The following is a 23,689-nucleotide window of genomic DNA, read 5'->3' on the forward strand; positions in this document are numbered from 1 at the left end:
CTGTTCTCTCCCGCCAAGCTCCGACCAGTATCGACATGCAGCGGTCGGCATCCGCATTCCGCTCCCGGGCCCACTGACACATCGGTCCAGCTGCCCGTATGCTGACCCCATGGCGAAGAAGACACCAGGTGAGCATGCGGCAACCATTGCTTCCGGATACGCATTCGAGGGCGAGGTGATCCATCTGGGCGCCGCCCTGGTGGATGGCGAAATACATGCCGAGGCGCAGGTCCGGCTCCCCCTGTCCATGATGAACCGGCACGGCCTGGTCGCCGGGGCCACCGGCACGGGCAAAACCATCACGCTGCAAGTCATGGCCGAACAATTGAGCAGCCTGGGGGTTCCGGTCTTCCTCTCCGACATCAAGGGCGACCTGACCGGCCTGTCTTCCCCGGGGACGGCCTCGGAGAAGCTGCTGGCACGCACAGCATCGGTGGGAATGGACTGGAGCGCCACGGGATTCCCCGTCGAATATCTGGCCCTGGGCGGCGATGGAACCGGGGTCCCGATCCGGGCCACCATCGCATCGTTCGGTCCGCTGCTGCTCTCGAGGGTCATGGACCTGAACGAAACGCAGGAATCGTGCCTCCAGCTGATCTTCCACTACGCGGACACGAAGGAACTGGAGCTGTACGACCTCAAGGATCTGCGCGCGGTCATCACATTCCTGTCCAGCGCCGAAGGCAGGGTCGAACTCGAGGGTCTGGGCGGGGTCTCCAAGGCCACCGCCGGGGTTATCCTGCGCGGTCTGGTCACCCTGGAGGCCCAAGGCATGGACAGGTTCTTTGGAGAGCCGGAGTTCGAGACTGCTGAACTGCTGCGGATGGCTCCCGACGGCCGCGGTGTCATCTCCTGCCTCGAGCTCCCCACGATGATGCAGAAGCCCGCGCTGTTCTCCACGTTCATGATCTGGCTTCTGGCCGATCTTTTCGCCGAGCTCCCCGAGGTCGGAGACTCGGACAAGCCCACACTGGTCTTCTTCCTAGACGAGGCACACCTGCTCTTCAACGGCGCCTCCAAGGCGTTCCTGACCTCCATCACCACCACGGTCCGGCTGATCCGTTCCAAGGGCGTGGGGATTTTCTTCGTCACCCAGACCCCGAAAGACATCCCGTCCGACGTGCTCGGACAGCTGGCCAACCGGATCCAGCATGCGCTGCGGGCTTTTACCCCCGATGACGCGAAGGCGCTCAAGGCCACCATCTCCACGTTTCCGACCAGCGACTACGACCTGGAGGAGGCCCTCACACAGGCGGGAACCGGCGAGGCCGTGGTGACAGTCATGAACGAGAAGGGCGCTCCGACACCCGTCGCCTGGACCCGGATGCGCAGTCCGCAATCGACGATGGGCCCCTCCGCTCCGGACACCATCGCACAGGTGCTTGCCGCCTCGGCCCTGATGGGCGTCTACGGCACGGCTGTGGACCGTGTTTCCGCCTTTGAACGGCTCAACGCAGCACCTCCCGTCACGGTTCCGACGGCGCAAGCACCGGCGTCCACCGGGGGTTCGGTAGGCGGCGGGGTTCCGGCAGCCGGACAGAGCCAGGGCGACATCGATGCAGAAGCCCGGCGGATCGAGGAGTCGATCCTCGGCCGCCCCTCCTCGCTTTCAACCTCCGCATCATCCCCCGGCACCAGCGGCCATGCGCGGCCCGAGACCCCCACCAGGGCTCCCACGCCAGCCACGGAAACAGCGGGGAACCCACTGATGGACATGGCCCTGCAGGCGGCGAACGCACTCGGCGGGGAACTGCTCCGCGGCATGTTCGGGACCAAGCGTCGACGCCGGCGCTAGGGCGTCGACGCGGACGAGCCTCGATACACCGCGATGACCCGTCGATTCTGTGGGCTCCGGACTGACGGGTACGCTTGGGCTAATGACTGCACAGAAGCGCTTGGCACGGGTCGTCACCATTTGGGTGGCGGCTTTCTTCCTGTTGTCCGTTGCCGCGGTGGCCGGAATCATGTTCGTGAACACCAAGTTCTTCGGTCCACAGAACCTGGTCACCGAGCTGCACCAGAGCCTGGCTGCCGGCGAAGGCGGCAAGGCGCTGGGACTGCTGGGCGCCAAGGTGCCAGCGGGAAACGCGTTGCTGCTGGACGGGGAGGGCCTGAGGAACTCGGTCGAACCGATCAAGGACTTCGGCATCGTATCGGTGGCCAAGGTCCCCGGCGAGAAGGACAGCGCCGATGTCACTGCCGGGTACGAGGTCTTCGGCTCCAAGAAGACCATCACTTACCGGCTGCACCGGACCCATACCGAGTGGCTGTTTTTCGACCGCTGGGCCTTCGCTCCCACCATCCTGCCCGTGGCGAAGGTGTCCGCCGACACCACCACCGAGGTCAGGGTCAATGGGCTCGATTCGCCGCTGAAAAAGGGAAATCAGACACTGCCGGTGTTCGCGCCGTCGGTGGTCGACGCCTCGTTCGCCACCAAGAACTTCCAGGCGCGACCCAAGTCGATACTCGTCGGGGCCCCCCATGCCAAGCCGGTAGAGATCGACTTGATCACCGAGCCATCGGAGGAGTTCATCTCCGCCATCGACACCCAGCTGCGCTCGTATCTTGATGGATGCGCCAGCCAGCAGGTCCTCATGCCCTCCGGATGCCCGATGAGCTATGAAACCCATGCCCGGGTTAATGCCGATTCCATCAAATGGGAAATCACCAGCTACCCGAAGCCCGAGGTCAACTCCTACGACGGCAACTGGATCCTGCGCCCGCTGGAAGTCGGCACCCGGCTGCGGCTCACCGAACAGGACCTCGTGAGCGGTGAATTCAAAGATCGTCAGATCGACGCCACCTTCGGCTTCACCCAGCGGCTCGAGGCCAACACCACCACGTTTTCGCTGACCCCGGTCACCGGCGGCTGATACGGCAGGCTTCTGAGCGCCCCGCGCAGCCGGTCCCAGGAACCGGCGATCATGGCGTAGTCCGCCGGCCCCTTGCCCACGAAGAAATCGGTCAGCGAGCCCATTCCCCCGCGCAGGGCATCCAGCCCCGCCCTCGCTCCTTCGCGGAGCCCAGTGGCGTCCGCAGCACCTCTGATCCGCTTCCTGGCCCAGTCCACCGCACCGGGAGCACCGGGTGCGTCATGGCGGGAGAAATGCCACTCAAGACGCATGGTGACCTCGACGATCTCGCCCATGGACTGCTGTCTGCGATCCACGCGTGCCCGGTTGAAAAGTCCCTTCTCCGGATCCTACCCGTCCGAGCCGCGGCGCAGCGGGTTGATTTGGCGGCGCAGGTTCGCTGCCCGGCGCCGCAGCGATCCGCCCAGTCCGCGGTTCCTGATCACCAGAATCGTCGCGATGCTGCCGGCTATCAAGGCGATGATGGAGCCGCCGGCCACGCCCCAGCGCGGACCGAACTCGGTGCCGAGCCAGCCCACCAGGGGCGCACCGATCGGCGTTCCTCCCTGCACCACCGACATGTACAGGGCCAGCACCCGGCCGCGGTACTGCGGTTCCACCGAAAGCTGGACGGTGGTGTTGCAACTGTTCAGGAACGTGATGGCTGCGAGCCCTACCGGGATCAGCATGATTGCGTACCACCAGAAACCGGGCATGACCGCTGCCAGCAGCCCGAAGAAGCCGAATCCCACTGCCCCGCCCAGCAGGTAGCGCAATCGCGGGCGCTTGCGTCGGGCCGCCAGCAGGGCCCCGGCCAGGGTGCCGATGCCCATGAGCGTTCCCAGCAGCCCGAATTCTCCGGGGCCGACCCCGAACTCGATGGTTGCCATCATCGCGTTGGTGACCTGGAAATTGAGGCCGAACGTGGCGACGATGAATGCCAGACCCAGGATCAGCAGCAGGTCCGGGCGGCCCTTGACATAGGCAAGGCCCTCGCGCACCTGCCCCGATCCGCGCGGGGTGCGGGTGGAGAGCTGGAACTCGGCCGACCGCATCCGGGTGAGCGAGAAGATCACCGCGGCAAAACTGAACGCGTTGAGGTAGAAGGCCGGCGCGACGCCGACAGCGGCAATCAGCAGCCCGGCGAGGCCCGGTCCGAAGAGCCTGGCCGTATTGAACGAGGCGCTGTTCAATGCCACCGCATTGGGCACGTCGCCGGAGCCGACCAGGTCCGAGACGAAGGCCTGGCGTGCCGGGGCGTCGAATGCGCTCGCAATACCCAGGATGAAGGCGATCAGGTAGACCTGCCAGAGCTCGGCATTTCCGGTGCCGACCAGGATACCCAGGCTCAGGGCGCACAGGCCCATGACCGACTGGGTGAAGAACAGGATGTTGCGCTTGTTGTGCCGGTCGGCGATCAGGCCGGCGTAGGGGCCCAGGAACAGGATCGGCAGGAACTGAAGGCCGGTGGTGATGCCCGTGGCGGTGCCCGAGTGGTCGGTGAGGATGGTCAGCACCAGCCAATCCTGGGCCACGCGCTGCATCCAGGTACCGATATTGGACACCAGCGCCCCGGAGACCCAGAGCCGGTAGTTGCGCACGTGCAGGGAGCTGAACATCGCGTTCATCGGGCGCTCAGCTCCTGCAACAGGGCGGCGGCCCGAGCCAGGACCGCCCGGTCCGCCGGGTCGAGTTCCTCGATCCTGCGGGCCAGCCAGGCGGTGCGCTCGGAGCGGGCCAGCGCCAGGACCTCCAGGCCCCGTGCCGTGGCCTCGATGATGACCTGGCGTCCGTCGGTGGGGTGCGGCCTGCGTTTGAGGAGGCCGCCGGTCTCCAGCGAGTTCACTATCCTGGTCATCGACGGCGCGGTGACCCGTTCGCGGGCTGCCAGTTCGCCGAGGCTGTGCCCCTGTTTCCGCAGCGCGACCAGGACCGAGTACTGGCCGGCTGTGAGCATGTTGCCGCTGGCTTCGACGCGCAGCCGGCGCGAGGTGCGCATGATGGCCACGCGGAGTTCGGCCGCCAGTCCGCCGTCCGGGCCATCGGGCCGGGGTTGTTCTGCTTCCAGCTCGGGATCCGGTGATTGCACGGAATTTCCTCGATTCGCCCGCGGGCTTCCAGGGGTTTCGACCACATTAGTTACTTAGCGTTGCTAACAATACGCCTGAATTTCAGCTTCATCAAACGCCGGGGTCAACAGCGGCGGCCCGCCGTCCCGGGTCGGGAAGACGGGCCGCCAGTGGACGGGCTAGTCCATGCCGCGCAAATCCAGCGTCAACTCGGTCTCACCGTCTGCGTCGAGCAGCACCGGGATGCCCCAGTCCTGCTGGTACAGGTGGCAGGCCGCATGGTCCGGGATCTCCCCGCCGAGCTCCCCGTCGCAGGCCGCGGCGCGCGCGGTAATGTGCAGCACGCCGCCCTCGACCGCGGGGTTAAGTTCCAGCATGCGGGTCAGGCCCGTCGAGGTTCCGGCGCCGGCCAGCAGCAGCTCCTCCGGAGAGGAAGAGATCTTCAGCTGCGTCGGGTCGCCCCAGCGGTCATCGAGCTTCTGGCCCTTGGGCGCCGAGAAGCGCACGGTCAGTCCGTGCTCCCCCGCGGCGACCCGGGTCTTGGGCCGCTGGGTTTGCGCAGCACCCTCGTCGACGCTCAGCGCCTCCTTGGGCAGCGGCAGCCGCACCAGCTGGTGGGCGTTGGTCTCCACGACCAGCAGCACCGGCTCTCCGTCCACCGAGCTGTCCAGCTGCACGTCGGCCGGCTCCTGCAGGCCGCGCGCCAGCGTGGAGACGGTCTTCGTGGCCGGATCGTAGCGCCGCACCGCCCCGTTGTAGGTATCGGCGATGGCCACCGAGCCATCGGGCAGCACGGCGACGCCCAACGGGTGCTGCAGCCGGGCCTGGGCCGCGTCGCCGTCGCGGAAACCGAAGTCGAAGAGCCCGGAGCCGATGACCGACTCGACGGACGCGACGGCGCCGGCATCGTCGAGCACCAGCTTGCGCACCGCCGAGGTCTCCGAGTCGGCGACCCAGATGTTGCCCTGCGCGTCGGCTGCCAGGCCCGAGGGCTGGGCGAACCAGGACTGCCCCGGGGCGCCGTCGGTCAGGCCCTCGAGGCCGGTGCCGGCGAAGACGTCCAGGGCGCCGGTCAACGGGTCGAAGGCGAAGATCTGGTGGGTGCCGGCCATCGCGACGATGAGCTTGCCGGCCCGATCGCTGTAGAGCACGTCCCACGGAGATGAGAGCGAGGTTCCCAGCGGGTCGTTGCCCAAGTCGCTGATCCAGGCGTCCGGGTCGTTGGCCGCGGCTCCGGCGGCGCGTGCCTGTTCGGCGTCGAGCAACCGCTGCACGCCGTTGCCGGCCACCGTAGTGACCTCCCCGGTGTCCAGGTTCAGCCCGCGCAGGCGGTGGTTGACCGTGTCGGCGACGACCGCGTGGTAACCGGTGCGCGACGCCACATCGGCGGGCAGCAGGGCCAGCCCCTGGGGTTCGTTGAAGCGGGCCGCATCGGCGCCGCCGTCGGCGAAGCCGCGGGTGCCGGAGCCGAAGGAGCGCACCACCGATCCCAGATCCGCTGTGAGCTCCACGATGCGGTGGTGTCCGGAATCCCCGACCAGGAAGTTTCCGTTCTCCAACGCCACGGCCTTGCCCGGGAAGCGCAGGTTGCCCTCGCGGGCCGGCGGTGCCACGTAGGGCCCGTCGCCGCGGTGCAGTGTGCCCTTGGCCTCATGCTCGGCAACCAGCTCGCCGATCAGCACTTCAAGCCCGTTGGCATGGCCCTCGCCGGAGAGGTGGGCGACGATGTAGCCCTCGGGGTCGACGACCACCAGCGTCGGCCAGGCGCGGGCCGAGTAGGCCTGCCAGGTGGCCAGCTCCGGGTCGTCGAGCACCGGATGGTGGATCTCGTAGCGTTCCACGGCTGCAGCCAGCGCCACCGGGTCGGCCTCGTGCTCGAACTTCGGGGAGTGCACGCCGATGGTCACCAGCACCTCGGAGTACTTCGCCTCCAGCGGGCGCAGCTCATCGAGCACGTGCAGGCAGTTGATGCAGCAGAACGTCCAGAAGTCCAGGATCAGGATCTTGCCGCGCAGCTGCTCGAGCCCGAGCATCTTGCCACCGGTATTCAGCCAGTTCCGGCCCTGCAGCTCGGAGGCGCGGACACGGTAGGCGGAGCGGACCGATTCGGTTGCGGCAGTGGATTCAGGACTCATGGAAGGGTTCTCCTCGGGCTTTGTCGGCTGACGATATGCTGCCTCCATTATCGCGCCTTTGCCCAGCGTCCTGGTACACGATGACCCACTGCTACGCCGGCCGCCCCGGGGACGCCTTACAGCTGGGAGAGCGCCGCTTCCAGCACCTGGCCGGCGATCTTCGCGAACTCTGGCTTCTGCAGGTTGCTCGCCGCGATGAACGAAACCATGGCGACGTGATCCCCGCGCTCCTTGATCAGCACCAGCGCCTGCTGGCGCATCGGGTGGCCCTCCCCTGCCCGGGTCCACAAGATCGCCGAATCGGCACCGCCGTCCTTCACCACCGGTGCGACGGTACTGAACGGGATGGCACCGGATCCGTCGTCCAGGGTGAGCCGGTGGCATTCGCCCAGTAGCCGGCGCGCGGTGGCCAGATGAGCGTCGAGCTGGGCCCGGTCTTGGATCCTGGCCACCTCGACGGAGCCGGTGACACTGATCTTCTCGTTGATGAAGTCGCTGCGCGCACCCTCGCCGCCCTGCTGCACCGGGGACCAGTTCAGCCCCTCGATCACCTCTGCGCAGGTGCCGGGGTCCACGGTGACGCCTTTGAGTGTGTCGGCCGGGGGCTGGCGCAACGATTCGAGATCGGCCCCGGTGATTTCACGGGCCTTATCGAAGCCCAGGGCGTAGGCCATCGAAATGCCCGAGGCCACGGCAAGCCGCGAGGCTGAGACGACGTCCTTTTCCGGATCCGACGGCTCGGCGGGGGCCACCGAGCCATCGGTGGCGATCGGGGCGTGGCCCTCGGGAAGGGAGGGGCCCCCGTGTTCCGGGGCGGATGAACATCCGGCCAGGGCCAGGGACAGGGCCAGCACTGTCCCGACGAGTTGGATGGTGCGTCGGTGATTAACGGACACGGCGGTCGATCTCCTGGTCATGTTTCTTGTACTGGGCAAACATCTGGTTATACGCCTCAAGCTCGGCGTCGTTGTCGCGGTCCGCCGCACGGTCCTTGCGCTTTGCCTCCTTGGCGTCGTCCCGGTTCCAGGACACCATCACCCCGAGCGCGAGCATCAGTGTGGGCACCTCTCCGATGCCCCACATCGCGGCGGCGCCGGTGCGTTGGTCCTCCAGCGCCGGTGCGCCCCAGGGCCTGCCCATGTTGCCGAACCAGTCGGCCTGGATCAGCGAGGTGCTGCCCATCAGCGAGACGCCGTAGAACGCGTGGAAGCTCATCGTCGCCAGCAGGATGACCAGCCGCAGCGGGTAGGGGGCCCGACGCGGAATCGGGTCGATCCCGATCATGCTCAGCGCGAAGAGGTATCCGGTGAGCAGGAAGTGCACGTTCATCAGCTCGTGTCCGACGTGGGCTCGCATTGCGAAGGAGAACAGGTCGGTGTTGTAGAAGATGATGATCGAGCCGGCGAAGTTCGCCGCGGCAAACAGCGGATGGGTAATGAATGCCGAGTACTTCGAGTTCACCACCGCCAGTATCCACTCGCGTGGGCCGCGGGTGCCGTCGGTGCGCGAGGGCAGCGCCTTCAACGCGAGGGTCACCGGGGCGCCGAGCACCAGGAACAGCGGCGCGACCATGGTCAGCGCCATGTGGTCGACCATGTGCATGGAGAAGAGCACCTGCCCGTAAACGGCCGGGGCTCCCGAGGTGATGTAAAACAGTGCGATCAGGCCCACGGCCCAGGCCACGGCGCGGATGACTGGCCAGCTGTCCCCGCGCCGGCGCACGGCCACCACGAAGCGCACGTAGGTGACAAGCAGGAACACGATGATCGCGATCCAGAGCCAGTCCATCCGCCAGACAGAGAACCAGGAGCCTCCGACGAGTTCCGGGGGCAGCTCGTAGCCGGTGAGCAACCGGGCGGGGCTCGGCAGCTGGGGGGCCACCTCGGGCAGCGGCGGGGCGGTGCGCGCCAACACGGTAGCCAGCGCCATCACGGCGCCCATCACCAGCGCTTCGACGCCGACCACACGCCAGGCGGCGCGGGTGGCGCTGAGCTTGCCGGCAAGCAGTGCCGGGATGATCCGGCGTCGGTGCATCAGGCCCAGAAAGCCCAGGGCCAGCGTGCCGGCCGTCTTGGCCAGGATCAACATCCCGTAGGGTGTGGTCAGCTGGGACCAGGAATCCATCCGGATCATGGCGCTGACCACGCCGGATCCGGTCACCAGCACGATGCAGACTGCAGCCAGAACGGAGAACCGCGAAAGCACCACGCCGGCAAGCAGCGGCTTCCGCCCGGCGAAGCGGCCCGGGGCCTCGCCGGAGAGCTTGGATGCCAGCAGCGCCAGCACCACTATTCCGCCGAACCACAACGAGACGCCCACCAGGTGCAGCCCGATTGCGTTGACCGCCCCCCAGTGGTCGTCTCCACCTGCCGCGTGGCCGATCAGCGACATCGGCAGCACGCCGGCCAGCGAGAACACGGCGGTGGCACCGACCATGAACGGAGAACGGACGGCGAATGCCAGCGAAGCGGTGACGGCGGCGATGACCACCATCCAGGCCCAGGCCTGGCCGGTGGAGATCGTCATGATGTAGCTGTAGAGCAGGTTGGTCGTCGTCGGATCGGTGCTGATGGGGACGCCGGCCAGGTCGAAGAAGGACAACACCATCACTGCCGCAGCCGCCAGGGTCCAGACCATGGCGGCGCCCGCGGCGAGGTTCATCACCGCGGCGAAGGCCGGGTGTTCATTCCCGCCGTCGGTGCCCTTCTCTCCGGGTCCGGCCCGGCGGGGCCTGGTGGAGCGGGGAATGATCGTCGCGGCAAAGACCAGCGCCGCAATGGTCGTGGACATCGCCACGTGGTGGACCAGCTTCGCCGCCGGCAATCCCCAGCGCACCAGCGCACCGGGATCACCCAGCGCCTGCTCGGATCCGACACCGGTGTAGAGCGCCGCGAGTACCAGCACAATGGCCGCCACGAGCACCGCCGGCAGCCCGGCCACCGCCCAGAGTGGTCTGCTGGTTGCCCGCACCCCGTGGGGGGTCCTCGTTTCGCTGGTTTGTCCTGGCTTGTTCACGTCGTCCTTTCCCGTGGCACGTCCCTCCATTCTCCCACCCCCGGGAGGCTACCTTCGGCCAGCCTCCGGCAGCCCGCCGCCGATGAATCCACCCGGCAGGCAGCCGGGCGGGATCGCGTAGACGGCCGATCCGAGCGGCGTCGTCCACTGATTCAACAGATCCGCCCCGGCCAGCCGGCGCTGGATGGGCAGGAACTGCTTCTCCACATCCGCCTGGTAGGAGGCGAAAAGCAGGCCCGATTCCACACCGTCGACGTACTTGTAGCCGCGGCGCCAGATCACCTCGTCGACTCCGCGCGGAAGCGCCCGTGCCACGTGGCTGTCGGCCGAGAGCAGCGGCAGTCCCAGCTCATCGAGCGCGCCGGGATCCACCGAATCGTGTTCACCGCCACCGTGCAGCGGCGCACCGGAACCCTGCCGCCGGCCGAGGCTGAAGTCCCGGCCGGGCCGGTCCGCCTCGTCCCACCCGTCCAGGTCCATGCGGATCCGGCGCAGCACCAGCGAGGTGCCGTTTTCGATCCAGGGTTCCAGGTTCTCCCCGCCCCAGAGGGCCCGCTCCAGCCGCTCACCGGAGGGGTTGGCCGAACCGTCGAGCTGCCCGAAGAGGTTGCGCATGGTCGACCCGTCCGGAGCACTTCCGTAAGCCGGGCGGAAACCAGCCTGGACCCAGGCCGTGCTGGCCAGCGATCGGGTGTCCTTGAGCAACGCCCGCCGCGCATGGGCCAGCGTCACCGGGTCGTCGCAGCACAGCTGCAGCAGCAGATCGCTCTGGCCGTAGGCGGCATCGAGCTCATCGATGCCGAAAGCCTCCAGCGGGCGCAGCCAGCGCGGGGCCAGGTCCCGGTTGAGCAGACCGACGGCATGCGGACCCAGCCCGAAGGTGACGGTCAACCGGGCCGGATGCGCGGCAAGTTCCGGTTCGGTGTCCGCAAGCACGCCGCGTCCGTCCATGAGCCGGGCCGCGTCCTGGCTGAGCAGGCGCAGCAACCGCTCCAGCGCATCGCGCTCCCCCGCCCGGTCGCTCCCGCGGCGCAGATCCAGCCCGATGAAGACGGCGTGGGCCGGCGCCGGGGTTTCGATGCCCGGCTGCCGCTGGCCGTGGAAGCCGATCCGCTGCGCCCCGTTGGCACCGTGGGCGTCAAGCACCGGACCGGGTTCGCCGCGTGGCGCCAGCACCGCAGCACCCGCCAGTCCGGCGGCGGCACCGACCATGGTGGTGGCGCCGCCGAAGAGCAGCGCCCGGCGCGAGGGCCGCGTGCCCACCCCTAGTGGCCCATTCCGTGCTCGGATTCCGGCGCGTAGGACTCGTTTGCCCCGGTGAAGGACTTGACCTCGAATCGCACCGGGATCGTGGAACCATCGGCCAATTCCAGGGCGATCACCGGCGATTGGCCCGGCTTCACTGCCTCGTGGACGCCCATCAGCATCAGGTGCAGGCCTCCGGGAGCCAGCTCGACGCTTGCTCCGGGTTCCACCGTGATACCGCCGGGAAGCTCCTTCATCGACGTGGCGCCGGTGCCACCGGTCATCTCGTGGAGTTCAATGTCATCGGCAATATCGCTCGAGGCCCCGCTGAGCGTGAGCGGTTCGGCCGACTCGTTGTGCAATGTGGCGAAGGCGCTGGTCATGCCACCGTCGGCTGCCTTGATCCAGGCGTCATGGACGTGCAGGGGTGCCGGTTCGTCCTGGGTGGCAGTCTGGGCCACATCGTGGCTTTCCGCCGGGGGCTGGGCAGGTGCCGCACAGGAAGCGAGCATCAGCGTGAGAGCGAACGCCGGGATCAGGGCGGCTCGGGAAGAGGGTACGACAAAGGACATGGTGTCTCCAAAAAAGTAGATGCTGCGCCGCCGTGGCCGCGCAGGGTGGCCCGGCGGACCGGGCAGGGGCTCAAAACCGTGGGGCTATTTAGCGCGGGTCTTGGCGATGATCATGACGACGGCTCCGAGGCCGACCAGTCCGGCAATGCTCCAGACCAGCGGTGCGGGGATTCCGCCCTTGACTGCGGCAGGCGCCTGTTCCGGTTCCGGCGTGGCCTGTGCAGTGGCGCTTGGGCTGACTGCAGCAGCGGGGGCCGTGGTCGAGGCCGGCGCCGGCGATGCCACGGCGCTCGGGCTGGCTGAAGCCGCCGGGGTCTTCACGGTGAAGGCCAGTTTCTGGTCGATCGGGTGGCCGTCGCTGGAAACTACCCGGGCCACCAGCGAATAAGTTCCGTTTTCCAAGGGCTTCACCGGGGTGATGGTCAGCTCGGTGCCCGCGATGGAGTGGGTGGTTTCCACTGCGGCGTTGTCGGCATCGGTCAGCTTCACGATGTCGCCGATCGGCTTCAGCTCTCCGCTGAAGGTCAGCGTGATCCGTTTCGGCGGGTTCTTCACCGTGGCGCCCGGCTCCGGGCTGGATTGCACCAGCTGGTCGTGGGCGTGGGCGCTGGGCGCCATGAAGACGGCTGCCAAGGCCATCAAGACGGCTGCCAGGGCGATGCGCATCGCGCGCATGGGGTATTGCGCCGTTGCGTGGTTGCGTGTGTGGTGCTGGTTCATGGGGTACGGGTCCTTCGCTTCCCCGCCAGTCTGTGTCAGGCGGGAGATGGGGGCGTTTGCTGTCGTCTAGAACGCAGGACGCAGCGGAGGACCCCGGCGCAGCAGGGCGCCGAGGGTGAAGACCAGATCCACGGGGCCCTCGAGCCGGGTCTCGATGACCGGGCGGGGGCGGGCCGTGATGAGAGTGGGCCTGGCGAACAGCACGGAGGCAGGCCGCCGCAGCAGCAAGGCGAAGAGCAGTGCCAACACCGCTGCTTCGCCCCGGCGCAGCACCGAGATGGTGGCCAGCGCGGCAAGCACATGGCCTAGTGGCATCCACGCGGCAGCTAGACCCATGGTGGCCGGAGAATCGCTCATGAATGCCACCGCGGCGCCCGTCAGCTGCATTGAGTGCCCGGCATGCGGCCCGGCGTCGAGCAGCATCCCGTTGGCCGGGGCATGTCCGACGAGGGAAAAGAGAAGGTGGTAGGTGCCTTGGCTCAGCAGCACGGCCAGCGTTGTGCGCCTGCCAGAATGCGCGAGCCCGGTCAGCGCAGTGCAGATGGCCGCCGAGACGACGAGTACCAGGCCCAGGATCGGCAGCGGGGGGAGTTGCCCGTCGGCCAGCGTATGCGAAGCGGCCGCCAGGGAAGTGGAAAAGAGCGCACCGATCCAGCCACGCACGGCGCGCAGACTGCGATCTTCCACCAGCATTTCCACCCTTGCCATCCCTGCTCGTACGAGCAGGCTTTCCAGCAACCCTACCGGATTTCTACTCGGCGTAGAAAATAAGTCTTCATCAAGCAGGAAAGACCGCTCGAATCCCCCATCGGGGGCCGAACGGTCCTTCCAAAAAAGCAGGTGTCGAACTACTTGGCGACAGCGGCCTTCAGCTTCGAACCGGCGGTCAGCTTGACCGAGTGGCCGGCCGGAATCTGGATGGTGGCGCCGGTCTGCGGGTTGCGGCCGGTGCGCGCTGCACGGTCGGTGCGCTCGACTGCGAGCCATCCCGGGATCGAGACCTTTTCACCCTGGGAGATCTGGGAAACGAAGACCTCGAAAACGGCATCCAGAACGCCGTTTACGGCGACCTGGGAGTTGCCGGTCTTCTCGGCGACGGCTGCAACGAGCTCACTACGGTTCATAGCCAAAGTATGTCCTCCTGGACTGATCTTCCTTGCCACACCGGGCAAAGACGCCCCGCGCTTGCGAGGACTTCTGAGTGAGAACCTACCAAAGAGAACCGATGAAAAGCCTTGAATTCGGGCGGTTTTCCGGGAAAATTTTGGATATTGGGTAAAATTTCGCGCTGAGCGGACTCAACCGGCGGGCAAAGAGAGACGCATCGCACTTTTTCGGTTCGCGGGCCATTCGGTACGCACAGTCGCCAAGCCAGGTGAAATTCCGATCCGGGACGGTTCCGGCGTGCTTTTCACCGCCATGTTCTCCCCGTGGGCCGGTGGTTCGGGGGCCTCGAATTTGCATTCGGTCCGCGCGGAAGACCGGAGGGATCCCCTCGATCACCGGTGACATGCCGTCACTGATCCCTGGCCGGGGAGCTGGCCCTCGAGCCGCCAGGCGGGCCCTTCACAGCTTGGGTCCCACCCTGGGCCATGCTGCATTCAGGACTCCGCTGGAAGCCGTTTCACCGGGCGTCGGCGGCACGCCGGCGGCCTTGCGCGGAGGCTGGACGTGGCGATTAAAGGCCAAGGGCCCCCACCGAACGAATCGGTGGGGGCCCTTGGAATGCTTCTGGGATTTACCAGGAAGACTTGGTGATGCCCGGAAGCTCACCGCGGTGAGCCATTTCGCGGAAGCGAATACGGGAAATACCGAACTTCTGGAAGTTACCGCGGGGGCGGCCGTCGATGGCGTCGCGGTTGCGAACGCGGACCGGCGAGGCGTTGCGGGGCAGCTTCTGCAGGCCCAGACGAGCCTCTTCGCGTGCCTCGTCGGTAGCCTGGGGATCAACGAGAGTCTTCTTCAGCTCGGCACGCTTTGCGGCGTAACGCTCAACGATGACCTTGCGCTGCTCGTTCTTAGCGATCATGGACTTCTTAGCCATGTTTAGCGCTCCTCTCGGAATTCGACGTGCTTGCGGATGACCGGGTCGTACTTCTTCAGAACCATGCGGTCTGGGTTGTTACGACGGTTCTTGCGGGTCACGTAGGTGAACCCGGTACCGGCGGTCGACTTGAGCTTGATGATCGGACGTACGTCCTTATCCTTAGCCACTAGAGCTTCACACCCTTCGCAAGCAGGTCGGCGACGACTTTGTCGATGCCGCGCGAGTCAATGGTCTTAATGCCCTTGACCGAAAGGGTCAAAGTGACATTACGGCGCAGGGTCGGAACCCAGTAGCGCTTCTTCTGGATATTCGGGTCGAACCGACGCTTGTTGCGGCGGTGCGAGTGGGAGATGCTGTGTCCGAAGCCCGGAACCGCACCTGTCACCTGGCATACTGCTGCCATGATCACTCCTCAGTTGTAGTAAATATTGACGGTACTCAGCACAGATACAGCGGAATGATGCTGCCTCTGAATCTGCGTGTAAGAGTCCCGCCACCAGTTGTGACACCGTTTTATTACTGCACATCTTCGAAGGTAACCAGGCTGGGTGAGAACCAACCGAAGCGCCTTGACTACGTGAAAGACGGTGAACTCCGGCATCCGTTTGAGTATTTTTCCCTACTCAGGTGGACACCGACATTCGGTAATACGGGTAAACGCGCGATACCACTGCCATCCATCGTGAAATGGACGCATAAGATACGCACGACTTAACGCCTTACTATCCTAGGCCACGAACGGCCTCCGGTTCAAACTGACATATTGTGGGCTGCCTTACGCCTCGTCGCGGAAGATCCAGTGATCCGGATCCAGGCGAGCCGTGATCTTGCGTCCAAGACGGGACAAATCGTCTACATCCTTGGAATCGAGCCCGTCGAAGATGAGCCGGCGCACCGATTCAACGTGCTCCGCGGCGAGCCCCTCGAGCATTTCGCAGCCGGCATCCGATAGGTGCGCCATGGTCACTCGAGCGTCGCTTGGACACTGGGTGCGCTCCACCCAGCCTCGGGCCTCGAGCTTCTTCACCACATGGGACAGCCTGGACAGCGAGGCGTTGGTTTTCGATGCCAGTTCACTCATCGGCAGGTACCGTTCCTCTTCCTCGGAGAGCATGGCCAGCACGTTGTAGTCGAACAAGGTGATCTTCGCCTGGGTCTGCAGGTCTGAATCCAGCTTCCCGGGCAGCTGGGTGGTGACGGCCAGCAGCGCCAACCAGGCATCTCGTTCTTGCGGATTCAACCAGCGGGGTTCAGTCATACCCCCAATGTTGGCATATCTACAGGTCTTCCCCCGTCGACCACGCCCCGCACGCGGAACGGACCGGCCACGCCCCGATGGGCGTGGACCGGTCCGTTGGCCGCATCCCCCGTCGGTTACCGGGCTGCCAGCATTTTCTGCCGGCGGTAGGAGATGATCTGCCCGATGACCACGATCAGCAACGCGATGATGAACATCGCCGAGCCGATGACATTGGCCTGGGCCGGGATACCCCGGGTCGCCGCAACGTAGATGAACTTCGGGAAGGTGTCGAAGTTGCCCGAGTTGAAGTTCGTGATGATGAAGTCATCGAAACTCATCGCGAAGCTGAGCAGTGCCGCTGCGGTGATGCCCGGAAGCAGCAGCGGGAACGTCACCTTCCAGAAGGTGGCCATCGGCGACGCGTAGAGGTCGCTTGCCGCCTCCTCCAACCGGGGATCCAGGCCCGAGACCCTGGCCCGGACGGTCACTACGACAAATGACATGCAGAACACCGTGTGCGCGATGATGATCGTCCAGAAGCCCAGCTCCCAACCCAGGTTGAGGAACTGCGCCAGCAGCGAGGCCCCGAGCACCACCTCGGGGGTGGCCAGCGGCAGGATGATCAGCAGGTCCGCCGTGTTGCGGAACCTGAACTTGTAGCGCACCAGGCCCAGCGCAATGCAGGTGCCGAGCACCGTGGCGAAAATCGTCGCCAGGATGCCGATCTGCAGCGAGTTGCCCAGAGCCTCGCAGATGTTCGGGGCCCCACAGGGATTCTGCCAGTTCTTCAACGTGAATCCGCGCCAGGCCAGGTTGGTGCGCCCGGCATCGTTGAAGGAAAAGACGAAGATGTAGACAATGGGGACAAGCAGGTAGACAAAGGCCAGTCCACCAACGACGGGAATGAACCAGCGACCGATTTTTTGTTTCATGCCATCGCTCCTAGAACAGTTCCTTGGTACCGAAACGCTTGATGTAGATCAGGACCAGTACCAAGATGGCCACCATCAAGATGAAGCTCAGCGCCGAAGCGCCCGGGTAGTCGACTACCCTGAAGAACCGCGAATCAATGACCTGCCCGATCATCGTCGTGTCCCGGTTGTTGCCCAGGATCGCCGCGTTGACGTAGTCGCCTGCGGTGGGGATGAACGTCAAAAGCGTCCCCGCGAAGACACCGGGAGCCGACAGCGGCAGCGTCACCCTGAAGAAGGTGGTCATCGGGCTGGCATACAGGTCACCCGAAGCCTCCAGCATGGAGACGTCCAACCGGTCCAGGCTGGCGTAGATCGGCAGCATCATGAACGGTAGGAAATTATAGGTCAGACCGCAAATGACGGCGAAGGCCGTGGCCGTCAGCCGCCCGTCGGGCGGCAGGATCGCGACGGCACGCAGCACGCTGACCACGGGGCCCTCGTCCGCGAGGATCTGCTTCCAGGCCTGGGTACGCAGGATGAAGCTGGAGAAGAACGGGGCGATCAGCAGCACCAGCAGGATGCCCTGCAACAGCCGATAGCCCCGCAGCCGCACGGCAACCAGATAGGCCATCGGGTAGCCGATGAGCAGCGCGGCAATGGTGGCAATCAGCGCGAACCCGAAGGAGCGCACCAGCGTATCCCAGTAGGCGGACAGCACGGTGAGATAGTTGCTGAACTGCAGCGCCGGAACGAATTCGCCGATTTCGGCGCCCGGCGGCTTGGCGTACAGCGACATGGCCAGCAGCACCACGACCGGCGCCGCGAAGAACAGCACCAGGAAGGCGAAGCCCGGGACGATCAGGTACATCCCGACCCGGCCCTTGCGCTTGTCGGCGGCTATCTCCTCCTCGCTGCGCCACTCCTCCGTCTCGACCTTGGCGCGGCGTCCGGAGACACGTGGCTTGTCGTCCAGGGCGGTCATGCCGGTTCCACCTCGGCTTCCAGCTCACCGTCGAAATCGTCGGCGGATTCCGCTTCGGTGACCGCTTCGGGGCCGTCTCCGCCATCCAGTCCGAAGGAGTACTCCGGTTCCCAGGTCAGACGGACCGTTTCACCAGGAGCGGCGGGACGCTGGCCCAGGTTCTGCGAGAAGGTACCCAACGTTCCGATGCCCGGCACCTCAACGAGGTACTCGGTGCTCACACCGGTGAATGAGGCATCAAGCACGGTTCCAGTGAGCTGATTGTCCGTGTGGGTGTGGTCCATGTTCATGTCAAGGATGCGCATTTTTTCCGGACGCACCCCCACGACCACGTTGCCTGAATGGGCGACCGATCGGTCCTTGGGCATGAGCACTCGGGAGCCGGCGACGTTGACCGCCACGAAACCGCCCAAGTCCTCGATGACCTGTCCGGACATGAGGTTCGACTTGCCTAGGAAGTTGGCGACAAATGCGGTTCGGGGCAGTTCATAGAGGTCACGCGGAGCGCCCATCTGCTCAATCTTGCCCTTGTTCATCACGGCGACCGTGTCGGCCATGGTCATGGCCTCCTCCTGGTCGTGGGTGACGTGGATGAAGGTCAGGCCGACCTCGGTCTGGATGGCTTTGAGCTCCACCTGCATTTGCCGGCGCAGCTTCATGTCCAGTGCACCGAGCGGTTCGTCGAGCAGCAGCACCGCCGGTCGGTTGACCAGGGCACGGGCCAACGCCACGCGCTGCTGCTGGCCGCCGGAGAGTTGGGCAGGGCGGCGGGCTCCCAGGTGTCCGAGTTCCACTAGTTCCAGAGCGGCCTTGGCCTTCTCCGTGGCGCCGGCGATCTTCTGGCGCTTGAGTCCGAACGACACGTTGTCCAGCACCGACATATGCGGGAAGAGCGCATAGGACTGGAACACCGTGTTCACGTGGCGCTGGTGCGAGGACAGCTTGGTGACGTCCTTGCCGCCAATGCTGATCTCACCGCTCGTGGGCTGCTCAAGGCCCGCCACCATCCGCAACGTGGTGGTCTTGCCACAGCCAGAAGGTCCCAGCAGGGCGAAGAAGGACCCCGAGGGAATGGTCAGGGTCAGGTCGTCCACCGCCGTGAATTCTGCGAAACGCTTGGTGACGTTGGTCAGCTGCAGGTCGGCCCCGCTGCTGTTCAGTGTGCCGGTCGGGGTTACGCCGAGGCTGGTTTCTGTGCTCATCTGTCTATACGCCAATCACTTGCTGGAACAGTTCCTGGAAGCGCGCTTCCTCTTCGATGGACATGGTTCGCTCGGTGGTTGCCTTGGAGAGGTACTCCGCCGTCGGGAAGATCAGCGGGTTGTCCACGAGCTCCGGGTCGATTTTTTCCATGGCCTCCCTGGCTCCGACGACCGGGCAGACGTAGTTCACGTAGGCCGCCACCTCGGCGGCAACGACCGGATCGTAGTAGAAGTCCATGAGCTTCTCCGCGTTCGTCTTATGCGGGGATCCGATCGGCACCATGAAGTTGTCGCTCCAGATCAGTCCGCCGGCATCGGGCATGATGAACTCCCACTTATCGCCCTCCTCGAAGTTCAACTGCGTGATGTCACCCGAGTAGACCAGTGCCGCCAGTACGTCTCCGCTGATCAGGTCCTGCTTGTAGGAGTTGCCCTTGACCTGGCGGATCTGCCCGGAGCTGACATGCTCATCCAACACGTCGATGGCGTTGCCGTACTCGTTGTCGCCCCAGTCACCCCGGATATCCACGCCGGCATCCAGCAGCATCATCGGCATCGTGTCGCGCATTTCATCAAGCACGCTGACGCGGCCCTTGAGCTCTGGCTGCCACAAGTCCGAGACGGTGCGCAGGCCCTTCGGGAACGCCTCCTTGTTCCAGGCGAGGCCGGTGAAGCCGGACTGCCAGGTCAACGACTGCTTGCGCCCCTGGTCGAAGCGCACGTCCTTGAGCTCGGGTAGCAGGTTCTTGATGTTCGGGATGTTCGCGTGGTCCAGCTCCTGGACGTAGCCCTGGCGGATCAGCCGTTCGGACATCCAGTCACTGGGCGTGATGATGTCCTGCCCGATGTCCTGACCAGCGGCCAGCTGCGCCTGGACCTTCCCGTAGTACATGTCATTGCTGTCGATGTCCTCGGAATAGTTCGCTGTAATGCCGCTCTGTTTCTTGAACTTCTCCAGCGTCGGGTATTTCTTGGACTTGTCGTCATAGTCCAGGTAAAGCGTCCAGTTAGCCCAGTTGACTATGGCTTGCTCGGCCGAAAGATCAGCCGCGGCGGTAGGTTTGACTACCCCTTTGGCCGTACCTCCCCCGCTGCCGCTGCCGGTGCCACAGGCCGCGAGCATCGCGGCCAGGGCCAGACCGCCGCTCCCGGCGAGCATGCCCCGCCGGGAGAGTTGGGTCTTTTCCAGCGCTTGTACCCAATGACGGGCCGATTCGCGCCGACGGATACTGCGTGACATTATGCTCCGATCGCGGTCTGGAACCGTGAGTTGTAGTTCGATTCCTCGTCCGCATCCAGCGTGCGGAAGACATGAGCATGTTTAAGGTCGTCTTCTGACGGGAAGATCAGCGGGTTGTCGACCAGTGACGGGTCGATTTTGTCCATGGCCTCGCGGGCCCCGACCACCGGGGAAATGAAGTTTACGTAGGCGGCAACCTGGGCTGCGACCTCGGGGTCGTAGTAGAAATTCATTAGTTTCTCGGCGTTGGTCTTTCGCGGGGAGGCGACGGGGACCATCATGTTGTCGCTCCACAGCGTGCCGCCGGCCTCGGGCAGGATGAAGTCCCAGCGGTCGTCGTTCTCGAAATTCAACTGGGTTATGTCCCCCGACCACACGATGCCGGCAATGGCGTCGCCGGAGACAAAGTCCTCCTTGTAGGAGTTGCCCTTGACCTGACGGATCTGCCCGGAGTCGATCTGCTGCTGCAGGCTATCCAGCGCATGGGTGAATTCGGGGTCGCCCCAGGTGCCGGAGATGTCCACGCCGTCCTGGAGCATCAGCAGGCCCATCGTGTCGCGCATTTCGTCGAGCACGGTGATGCGGCCCTTGAGCTCCGGATTCCAGAGGTCGGCGACGCTGCGCAGGCCGCCGGGGACCTTTTCCTTGTTCCAGGCAATGCCGGCATATCCTGACTGCCAGGTCAGCGAGTGCTTGCGGCCCGGGTCGAAATCAACGTCCCGCAGCGAGGGCAGCAGGTTCTTGATGTTCGGAATGTTGGCATGGTCGAGTTCATGGGTGTAGCCCTGACGGATGACGCGCCCGGCCATCCAGTCGGTCAGCGTGATGATGTCCTGGCCGATGTCCTGGCCAGCCGCCAGCTGCGCCTGGACCTTCCCGTAGTAGGTGTCGTTGCCGTCGATGTCCTCGGAGTAATTGACGCTGATGCCGGTCAGCTTGTTGAACTGCTCCAGCGTAGGGTACTTCTTCGTCTTGTCGTCATAGTCCAGGTACAAGGTCCAGTTGGCGAAGTTCACCGTCTTATCCGTTGCCGACAGGTCCACCACGGCAGGGGTGGCATCGGCGGTCCCCGCCCCTGCCCCTGCCCCGGTTCCGCCCTTGCCGCCCGTGCCGCAGGCGGCAAGCATCCCGGCCAGCCCGAGCCCGCCGGCTCCCAGCAGCACGTTGCGGCGGCTCATCTGAGCCTTGATCAGGGCCCTGAGGGCCGGGTCCTGCGGCAGCTCGCGCCGTGGCCTCGTCGACATGATGGTACCCCTTCATCACCGTTGAAAAGCTCTTATCGAACACGGCTGCGGATCGCCAGGCAAATGTGAGGCGAACCACAGCACGTGACTTGGATCATGTCAGGTTTCATGGGTGTTTGACAATACTTTCCGTCGGATCGATTTGAGTTCGATACGAAATCAGTTGTCCTTACCCCCTATCCACAACTGATTCCTTCGGGTTAGTCTCTTGCCATGGAGGTTGCAGCCATGCCACCTGAGCAGTCCGCAGTTCCCAACACGCAGCAGGAGGTCGATACCCGGTGACCCACTCCGCACTGCCCAGCGCCGGCAACGGATTCACGATGGATGCCACGAGCAAGGCAATCATCGAACAGCTTCAGGAAGACGGGCGCCGTTCCTACGCGTCGGTCGGCAAGGCAGTGGGCCTGAGCGAAGCGGCCGTGAGGCAGCGGGTCCAGAAACTTGTGGACAGCAAGGTCATGCAGGTCGTGGCGGTCACTGATCCGCTGCAGCTGGGCTTCAAGCGCCAGGCCATGATCGGGGTGAAATCCGACGGGGACATCATCGCCACGGCGGACCGCATCTCGGAATTGCCTGAGGTCGACTACTGCGTCGTGGTCGCCGGTCCGTCGGACATCATCGCGGAGGTCGTATGCGCAAACGACGACGACCTTCTGCGCATCATCAAGGAAATCCGAGCCATCGAGGGCGTCCGGGACACCGAAACGTTCATGTACCTCTCGTTGCGCAAACAAGAATACAACTGGGGTACACGATGACCATCAACAGCACAACCCCCCGCGGCACCGATCGCCAGCGGGCAGCCCGGGACCACCTCTGGATGCATATGGCCCGCCACTCCCCCCTCATCGAGGGCGGCAGGGTTCCGATCATCACCCGCGGCGAAGGTCATATGATCTACGACGACCAGGGCAAGGGCTACATCGACGGCCTGGCCGGGCTATTCGTCGTCAACGCCGGCCACGGCCGCACCGAGCTGGCCGAGGCAGCGGCGAAGCAGGCGGCCAAGCTCCCGTTCATGCCGCTGTGGTCCTACGCGCACGAACCGGCCATCGACCTGGCCGAGCGCCTGGCGAACTATGCTCCGGGCGACCTGAACCGGGTCTTCTTCACCACAGGCGGCGGCGAGGCGGTCGAATCCGCCTTCAAGCTGGCCAAGCAGTACTTCAAGCTCATGGGCAAGCCCGGCAAGCACAAGGTCATTTCCCGCGCGCTGGCCTACCACGGCACGCCGCAGGGCGCCCTGGCCATCACCTCGCTGCCGGACATGAAGACGCCCTTCGAACCGCTGGTACCGGGCACCTTCCGCGTCCCGAACACCAACTTCTACCGCGCGCCCGAACAGTTCGCCGACAATGAGAAGGACTTCGGGCTCTGGGCCGCCGAGCGCATCCGCGAGGCCATTGAATTCGAGGGCGCCGATTCGGTCGCCGCGGTCTTCCTCGAACCGGTACAGAACTCCGGCGGCTGCTTCCCGCCGCCCCCGGGCTACTTCCAGCGCGTGCGCGAGATCTGCGACGAATACGACGTGCTCCTGGTTTCCGACGAGGTCATCTGCGCCTTCGGCCGCATCGGCTCGATGTTCGCCTGCGAGGACTTCGGCTACGTTCCGGACATCATCACCTGCGCCAAGGGCCTGACCAGCGGGTACTCCCCGCTGGGCGCAATGATCGCCTCCGACAGGCTCTTCGAACCGTTCAGCAAGGGCGATACGACGTTCTACCACGGCTACACCTTCGGCGGCCACCCCGTATCTACCGCGGTCGCGATGGCAAACCTGGACATCTTCGAGCGCGAGGGCCTGAACCAGAACGTGAAGGACAATGCCGGGGCCTTCAAGTCCACGCTGTCCAAGCTGCTGGACCTGCCGATCGTGGGCGACGTGCGCGGCGCCGGGTACTTCTACGGCATCGAGCTGGTCAAGGACAAGGCAACGAAGGAGACGTTCAACGACGATGAGTCCGAGCGCCTGCTGCGCGGGTTCCTCTCCACTGCGCTCTTCGACGCGGGCCTGTACTGCCGTGCCGATGACCGCGGGGACCCGGTGATCCAGCTGGCCCCGCCGCTGACCATCGGCCAGCCGCAGTTCGACGAGATCGAGTCGATCCTGCGTTCGGTGTTGACCGAGGCGTCCAACCACATCTAGCGGCTCGCCCGAGCTAAGAACAGCGGATGCCCGTGATGATTCCATCAACGGCATCCGCTGTTC

General features: G+C 65.1%; 24 protein-coding genes. 4 read left to right on the forward strand and 20 right to left on the reverse strand.

Annotated features, from left to right (window positions below):
- Window positions 1-109: 109 nt before the first annotated feature.
- Window positions 110-1,795: a helicase HerA-like domain-containing protein gene (locus E9229_RS02515; protein ID WP_183509694.1), complete on the forward strand. Its 1,686-nt coding sequence runs from the start codon at window positions 110-112 to the stop codon at window positions 1,793-1,795.
- Window positions 1,796-1,877: 82 nt separating this feature from the next.
- On the forward strand, window positions 1,878-2,873 hold the full coding sequence (locus E9229_RS02520) for a hypothetical protein (protein WP_183509695.1): 996 nt from the start codon (window positions 1,878-1,880) through the stop codon (window positions 2,871-2,873).
- Here the strand turns inward: E9229_RS02520 and E9229_RS02525 are convergent.
- From E9229_RS02525 to E9229_RS02620, 20 genes are all read right to left on the reverse strand, one after another.
- Window positions 2,789-3,169: a hypothetical protein gene (locus tag E9229_RS02525; RefSeq protein WP_221184347.1), complete on the reverse strand. Its 381-nt coding sequence runs from the start codon at window positions 3,167-3,169 to the stop codon at window positions 2,789-2,791. The genes E9229_RS02520 and E9229_RS02525 overlap by 85 nt on opposite strands.
- A 33-nt stretch (window positions 3,170-3,202) precedes the next feature.
- On the reverse strand, window positions 3,203-4,480 hold the full coding sequence (locus E9229_RS02530) for an MFS transporter (RefSeq protein ID WP_183509697.1): 1,278 nt from the start codon (window positions 4,478-4,480) through the stop codon (window positions 3,203-3,205).
- Window positions 4,477-4,941 (reverse strand): MarR family winged helix-turn-helix transcriptional regulator, encoded by a 465-nt coding sequence (locus E9229_RS02535; protein ID WP_312855577.1) that lies wholly within the window; start codon window positions 4,939-4,941, stop codon window positions 4,477-4,479. The genes E9229_RS02530 and E9229_RS02535 overlap by 4 nt, the downstream gene beginning before the upstream one ends.
- 159 nt (window positions 4,942-5,100) lie before the next feature.
- Window positions 5,101-7,056 carry an NHL domain-containing thioredoxin family protein gene (locus E9229_RS02540; protein ID WP_183509698.1) on the reverse strand — a complete coding sequence of 652 codons (1,956 nt, stop codon included), beginning with the start codon at window positions 7,054-7,056 and terminating at the stop codon, window positions 5,101-5,103.
- Window positions 7,057-7,172: 116 nt separating this feature from the next.
- Window positions 7,173-7,952: a hypothetical protein gene (locus E9229_RS02545; RefSeq protein ID WP_183509699.1), complete on the reverse strand. Its 780-nt coding sequence runs from the start codon at window positions 7,950-7,952 to the stop codon at window positions 7,173-7,175.
- The gene (locus E9229_RS02550; protein ID WP_183509701.1) at window positions 7,942-10,101 is read right to left on the reverse strand and encodes a cytochrome c oxidase assembly protein; all 2,160 of its coding nucleotides are present in this window, start codon (window positions 10,099-10,101) and stop codon (window positions 7,942-7,944) included. The genes E9229_RS02545 and E9229_RS02550 overlap by 11 nt, the downstream gene beginning before the upstream one ends.
- Before the next feature lie 18 nt (window positions 10,102-10,119).
- On the reverse strand, window positions 10,120-11,334 hold the full coding sequence (locus tag E9229_RS02555; RefSeq protein WP_312855579.1) for a Dyp-type peroxidase: 1,215 nt from the start codon (window positions 11,332-11,334) through the stop codon (window positions 10,120-10,122).
- Window positions 11,335-11,336: 2 nt separating this feature from the next.
- Entirely contained in the window at window positions 11,337-11,888 is a 552-nt protein-coding gene (locus E9229_RS02560) for a copper chaperone PCu(A)C (RefSeq protein WP_183509702.1), read from the reverse strand.
- A gap of 84 nt (window positions 11,889-11,972) precedes the next feature.
- Window positions 11,973-12,608 (reverse strand): copper resistance CopC family protein, encoded by a 636-nt coding sequence (locus E9229_RS02565; RefSeq protein ID WP_183509704.1) that lies wholly within the window; start codon window positions 12,606-12,608, stop codon window positions 11,973-11,975.
- Window positions 12,609-12,674: 66 nt separating this feature from the next.
- The gene (locus E9229_RS02570; protein ID WP_183509705.1) at window positions 12,675-13,295 is read right to left on the reverse strand and encodes a hypothetical protein; all 621 of its coding nucleotides are present in this window, start codon (window positions 13,293-13,295) and stop codon (window positions 12,675-12,677) included.
- A gap of 161 nt (window positions 13,296-13,456) precedes the next feature.
- The gene (locus E9229_RS02575; RefSeq protein WP_281369442.1) at window positions 13,457-13,738 is read right to left on the reverse strand and encodes an HU family DNA-binding protein; all 282 of its coding nucleotides are present in this window, start codon (window positions 13,736-13,738) and stop codon (window positions 13,457-13,459) included.
- A gap of 608 nt (window positions 13,739-14,346) precedes the next feature.
- Entirely contained in the window at window positions 14,347-14,652 is a 306-nt protein-coding gene (rpsN, locus tag E9229_RS02580) for a 30S ribosomal protein S14 (protein WP_183509707.1), read from the reverse strand.
- Between the two features lie 2 nt (window positions 14,653-14,654).
- Window positions 14,655-14,822 (reverse strand): 50S ribosomal protein L33, encoded by a 168-nt coding sequence (gene rpmG / locus E9229_RS02585; protein WP_183509708.1) that lies wholly within the window; start codon window positions 14,820-14,822, stop codon window positions 14,655-14,657.
- Complete coding sequence (gene rpmB / locus E9229_RS02590) at window positions 14,822-15,058, reverse strand: 50S ribosomal protein L28 (RefSeq protein WP_183509709.1); 237 nt, start codon at window positions 15,056-15,058, stop codon at window positions 14,822-14,824. The genes rpmG and rpmB overlap by 1 nt, the downstream gene beginning before the upstream one ends.
- Before the next feature lie 372 nt (window positions 15,059-15,430).
- Complete coding sequence (locus E9229_RS02595; protein ID WP_183509710.1) at window positions 15,431-15,913, reverse strand: MarR family winged helix-turn-helix transcriptional regulator; 483 nt, start codon at window positions 15,911-15,913, stop codon at window positions 15,431-15,433.
- 116 nt (window positions 15,914-16,029) lie between these two features.
- A complete protein-coding gene (locus E9229_RS02600) occupies window positions 16,030-16,827 on the reverse strand; it encodes an ABC transporter permease (protein WP_183509712.1) in 798 nt (265 codons plus the stop codon).
- A gap of 10 nt (window positions 16,828-16,837) precedes the next feature.
- On the reverse strand, window positions 16,838-17,791 hold the full coding sequence (locus E9229_RS02605; RefSeq protein WP_183509713.1) for an ABC transporter permease: 954 nt from the start codon (window positions 17,789-17,791) through the stop codon (window positions 16,838-16,840).
- Complete coding sequence (locus E9229_RS02610; RefSeq protein WP_183509714.1) at window positions 17,788-18,993, reverse strand: ABC transporter ATP-binding protein; 1,206 nt, start codon at window positions 18,991-18,993, stop codon at window positions 17,788-17,790. The genes E9229_RS02605 and E9229_RS02610 overlap by 4 nt, the downstream gene beginning before the upstream one ends.
- A gap of 4 nt (window positions 18,994-18,997) precedes the next feature.
- The gene (locus E9229_RS02615; RefSeq protein WP_183509715.1) at window positions 18,998-20,233 is read right to left on the reverse strand and encodes an ABC transporter substrate-binding protein; all 1,236 of its coding nucleotides are present in this window, start codon (window positions 20,231-20,233) and stop codon (window positions 18,998-19,000) included.
- Window positions 20,233-21,477, reverse strand: coding sequence for an ABC transporter substrate-binding protein (locus E9229_RS02620; RefSeq protein ID WP_183509717.1), 1,245 nt, complete (start codon window positions 21,475-21,477; stop codon window positions 20,233-20,235). The genes E9229_RS02615 and E9229_RS02620 overlap by 1 nt, the downstream gene beginning before the upstream one ends.
- A gap of 323 nt (window positions 21,478-21,800) precedes the next feature.
- On the opposite strand from E9229_RS02620, the gene E9229_RS02625 reads away from it, so the two are divergent.
- A complete protein-coding gene (locus E9229_RS02625) occupies window positions 21,801-22,238 on the forward strand; it encodes an Lrp/AsnC family transcriptional regulator (RefSeq protein ID WP_183511827.1) in 438 nt (145 codons plus the stop codon).
- Window positions 22,235-23,626, forward strand: a complete 1,392-nt coding sequence (locus E9229_RS02630) for an aspartate aminotransferase family protein (protein ID WP_183509718.1) — start codon at window positions 22,235-22,237, stop codon at window positions 23,624-23,626. Before E9229_RS02625 ends, E9229_RS02630 begins: the two co-directional genes overlap by 4 nt.
- Window positions 23,627-23,689: the final 63 nt, after the last annotated feature.

The organism is Paeniglutamicibacter cryotolerans (assembly GCF_014190875.1).
Taxonomy (GTDB): Bacteria; Actinomycetota; Actinomycetes; order Actinomycetales; family Micrococcaceae; genus Paeniglutamicibacter; species Paeniglutamicibacter cryotolerans.